Raw genomic sequence first — 3,670 nt, 5'->3', positions numbered from 1 at the left:
GTTAGATAGCCGCGCGGGGGCGCGCACATTTTCTACGCCCCCACAACCTTCTGGGCATCCACCACCTCTGCAAGACCCCGCCCGCGCCGCCAATTGGGGGCCCATTTCCCGCACAGGCGCGACTAGACGCCTCTCCTGTTTCCCCAGAGCAAAACGTGCAACTGCGGCAACACGCGTGCTTCGAACCACCTGTCGTGTGTCACCTTTTCCACAAGCCACTCCATGCGTTTTATTATTCCGTCCAGGTCGACAGGTGCGTCTTCATTGCCAGGGCGCGGTGGCGTGTGATTGCCGGGTTGCAGATAGACCGGAAGGTGCGGAAATCGCGCCGCGGCGTCTTTGGCGTAGGCGTAGTCATTCTCGTCGAAAACAACGAGCTTGAGCACGATTTGCGGCTTCTGCTGCGCCGCTTCTATGCACGCCTGGAATGCAGCCCAATCGGTCCTCATTTCGCTTGACGGCGGCTTTGGGCTGAGAACCAGCACATCAAGATCCGCAAACCAGTCACTGACCACCGAACCCTGGGTTTCCAGCGCAAAACGGTAACCTTCACCATGGCCTCGCTCGATCAGCGCACCGAAGGGCTGAATGGCCGGATTACCGCCTGACAGCGACACCATCACTGGCCGGCCACCGGAAAGCCCAACGACGCCTTGCCACACCGCATCGATTGGCATCATCTCCCATTCGTGGCGGAATTGACTGTCCACCGCATGGAGGCTGTCGCACCAGGAGCACCGGTAGTCACACCCGCCGGTTCTGATGAAGACTGTAGGCAAGCCGATGAGCACTCCCTCGCCCTGGATCGTGGGCCCAAATATCTCGCTCACACGGATTGCGGGACACGTGTCCGTCACGGCCGGTATTCCGCCCAGGTTTTCGGGGTTTCGCTCACCCGCACTGCCGCGGTTTCCGGCAGACGTGCCTTGCACCATTCATAGAAATGTCTGGCCAAGTATTCCGCCGTGACTTGCTCATGTCCCAGCACCTCGTTGAGGTGCCGATGGTCGAGGCTCTCGTCGATATAGCGTTTGAGCGGCGCCAGATCGTGATAATCGCGCACGAAGCCGTGCGCGTCCAGGTCCTTCGCCGAAAGTTCCACTTCGACGATGTAGTTATGCCCGTGCAGGCGCGCGCACTGATGATCCGGCGGCAAAGAGGTGAGCTGGTGCGAGGCCGAGAAGTGGAATTCCTTGGTGATGCGGAACATCAGGCGCTTCTCCTCCGCAGCGCCTCGAGCCAAAAGACAGGGTCTTCGTAGTCGGTAGGATCAGCGTGCCCCGCGAGATGAAACGCCTCGCGCCGCTCCACGCAGGTCCCGCACCGTCCGCAGTGACGCTCGCCGCCCTTGTAACACGACCAGGTCTCCGCAAATGGCGTTCCGTGTCTTGCTCCATCCCGGACGATTTCGCCCTTCGTGAGGTTGACGTAAGGCGTATAAAGGCGAATCTCTGCGTAGCCTTCCAGCGCGCGGTCTTGCATCATCTGGAAAGCTTCGATGAAGGCCGGACGGCAATCTGGATAGATGAAATGGTCCCCACCATGGACGGCCATCGCCACCGCTTCGGCCTTGTGCGCGGTGGCGAGACCGAAGGCAATTGCCAACATGATGGCGTTCCGGTTCGGCACTACCGTGATCTTCATCGTGTCTTCGGCGTAGTGGCCGTCCGGCACGTCGAAATTATCGGTGAGCGCTGAGCCGGAAAGGCCGCGGCCGATTTCGGGGATGTTGATGATCTGGTGCATAGTGTTCAGTCGCTCCGCGCAGAGAGCGGCGAAGCCCAATTCTTTCCTGTGCCGTTGGCCGTAATCGAAAGACAGGAGGCCGGCGAGCTCGTGCTCCGCTGCCACGCTGTGAGCAAGGGAAACGGAGTCCAATCCGCCGGAGCAGATGACGAGAGTCTTCATCGTGGTATCCTTGTTTTGACCGGGTAAGGCTGCGACCGGAGATTTCTCTGCGGTCCCCCTACCCCAGCGAGTCAACTTTGTGAACCCGGTGGAATCTGATCGCTGACGTGCCGTGGCGCACCGGGCACAAACAGCGGGCTCTTTCATGGATGTCCAAACCCAAGCATATGCTCAGAAGGACAGATGCGAAGCGACCTCGAGGCATTGCTGGGAAAGCTGACCTGTCCAAATCTGCGTTACGGATGCTTGCATAGGCCACACGCGAATTGGCGAAGTAACGATGAAGGTACGGAGTTCGTTAGCGGCGGGAGTGCAGAAGCCCAAGTTCAAGGACAGTGCGCGCGCCCCGCTTCAGGATCAGTTCGATCTGGAACACGAATCCGTCGGTGGCCGAGTGGCAAAACCAGTTGAAGGATTGGTCGTGAGCCGGCATCTGTGAACAAGCCGTGTGCGTCGTTGCAATCACTCCTATATTGCGCGCAATAGCCTACATGGCGTTGGATGAACTGGATTTGGCGATTTTCCAGATGGCGGTCGAAAGCGTCCGCTCACTCTCCCTAAGCTTCAACCAAAAAGCCGCAGAGATAGCCACGAGGAGCCACGGTGTCCTGGTTTTCGACGTGCGGGTCGATCGTGACTCGGAGGTCCAGCGGATCGCAGCCATCCGATATCGAGCCGACCAGACGGGCGTGGTCGCGTTGGACAGACAAGGCCTTGTTACCCGCTCTTGCATGGTCAATGGCACTTTCTCACGTTTCATTTCGCCATTGGAGAACTGGGCCAGCATGCCCCTGTCAATGCAGGCCAAGATCGATGTCACCGTCCATGCCGGTCTCTTCCTAGGCGCTTTGCGAAATGCCGGTCATATGCTTGGCAGCTAGCATGACCGGAATGCATCTGTGGATTTCTGGATCCGGATCCGCCTGCGCGTCCGAGCGGCCGGCCACCGAGGTTCCGTGACGCGCGGATGTGTCCGGGGAGAGCGCGACGATCTGCTGCACACGTTCGGATATACCTCACGCGCAGGAGCCGCGCTCCTTAGTTACCTTCTCCTTCACGTTACAGGATTGCGCGAAAATATTCCGCCGGTGCGCCTGCTTGGCGGTTACGCCGCGCTTCTGCAGTTAATTGAGCAGGAAAAGCGCGCAATCAGTGGAGATCCACGAGAACTGGCTTGAGGCGACCCGCTACCTCAACATGGATCATCTGGGCGAGCACAAGAAGGAGAACCTGAGGGCACTGGCCGCCTGAGACGCGGCCGCCATGTCCGCCGCTCCGCTAAACACGGGGCTGCGCGGCGGACACGCCAACGTCACCGCTGAATGCCACGCCATTTTGCTGATGGGGTGGATGCCAGCCTTCTCCGACGGCATCGCAATGTGCCAAAGTTTGTGGTGTTAGCGCCACGCAAAGGAGAGGCAGGCATCCATGGAAAAGGTTACCATCATTGGGATCGATCTGGCAAAGAACGTCTTTCAGCTGCACGGGGCGGCAGCTGATGGATCGGTTGTGTTCCGCAAGAAGCTGTCGCGCCTGCAGTTTTGCAAGTTCATGGCGAGTCAACCGGCATGTGTCGTGGCGATGGAAGCGTGCGGCAGCTCCCACTACTGGGCCCGTCAGATGGCTCGGCTTGGCCATGAGCCAAGACTGATTGCCCCGGCCTATGTCAAACCGTTCGTCAAGCGGCAGAAGATGGGATGGTTGCCGCCCTCCCCAGACGGCATCGCAATGTGCCAAGGTCGTGGTGTTCAACGCCACATGA

General features: G+C 59.4%; 4 protein-coding genes and 1 pseudogene. 2 read left to right on the top strand and 3 right to left on the bottom strand.

The features are described from left to right. Nucleotides 1-122: 122 nt before the first annotated feature. From queE to queC, 3 genes are read right to left on the bottom strand one after another with little or no spacing between them, the layout of a single operon-like run. Nucleotides 123-857 carry a 7-carboxy-7-deazaguanine synthase QueE gene (gene queE / locus AC0L17_RS33735; RefSeq protein ID WP_473479590.1) on the bottom strand — a complete coding sequence of 245 codons (735 nt, stop codon included), beginning with the start codon at nt 855-857 and terminating at the stop codon, nt 123-125. Next, nucleotides 854-1,210, bottom strand: a complete 357-nt coding sequence (gene queD / locus AC0L17_RS33730) for a 6-carboxytetrahydropterin synthase QueD (RefSeq protein ID WP_065010611.1) — start codon at nt 1,208-1,210, stop codon at nt 854-856. The genes queE and queD overlap by 4 nt, the downstream gene beginning before the upstream one ends. Beyond that, on the bottom strand, nt 1,210-1,908 hold the full coding sequence (queC, locus tag AC0L17_RS33725; protein ID WP_473518895.1) for a 7-cyano-7-deazaguanine synthase QueC: 699 nt from the start codon (nt 1,906-1,908) through the stop codon (nt 1,210-1,212). Before queC ends, queD begins: the two co-directional genes overlap by 1 nt. 491 nt (nt 1,909-2,399) lie before the next feature. On the opposite strand from queC, the gene AC0L17_RS33720 reads away from it, so the two are divergent. Both AC0L17_RS33720 and AC0L17_RS33715 read left to right on the top strand, forming a co-directional pair. Further along, nucleotides 2,400-2,789 (top strand): hypothetical protein, encoded by a 390-nt coding sequence (locus tag AC0L17_RS33720; RefSeq protein ID WP_473518894.1) that lies wholly within the window; start codon nt 2,400-2,402, stop codon nt 2,787-2,789. A 547-nt stretch (nt 2,790-3,336) separates the two neighbouring features. Further along, nucleotides 3,337-3,670: pseudogene (locus AC0L17_RS33715) on the top strand (hypothetical protein); the annotation flags it as partial.

The organism is Mesorhizobium sp. WSM4829, assembly GCF_055811475.1.
Note: the sequence above shows the minus strand (reverse complement) of the source record. Positions and strands in the feature narration are given on the sequence as shown.

Excerpts from the sequence above, each read along its gene's own strand:
- queD (WP_065010611.1), bottom strand. The coding sequence starts at position 1,210 with ATGTTCCGCATCACCAAGGAATTCCACTTCTCGGCCTCGCACCAGCTC.
- queC (WP_473518895.1), bottom strand. The coding sequence starts at position 1,908 with ATGAAGACTCTCGTCATCTGCTCCGGCGGATTGGACTCCGTTTCCCTT.
- AC0L17_RS33720 (WP_473518894.1), top strand. The coding sequence starts at position 2,400 with ATGGCGTTGGATGAACTGGATTTGGCGATTTTCCAGATGGCGGTCGAA.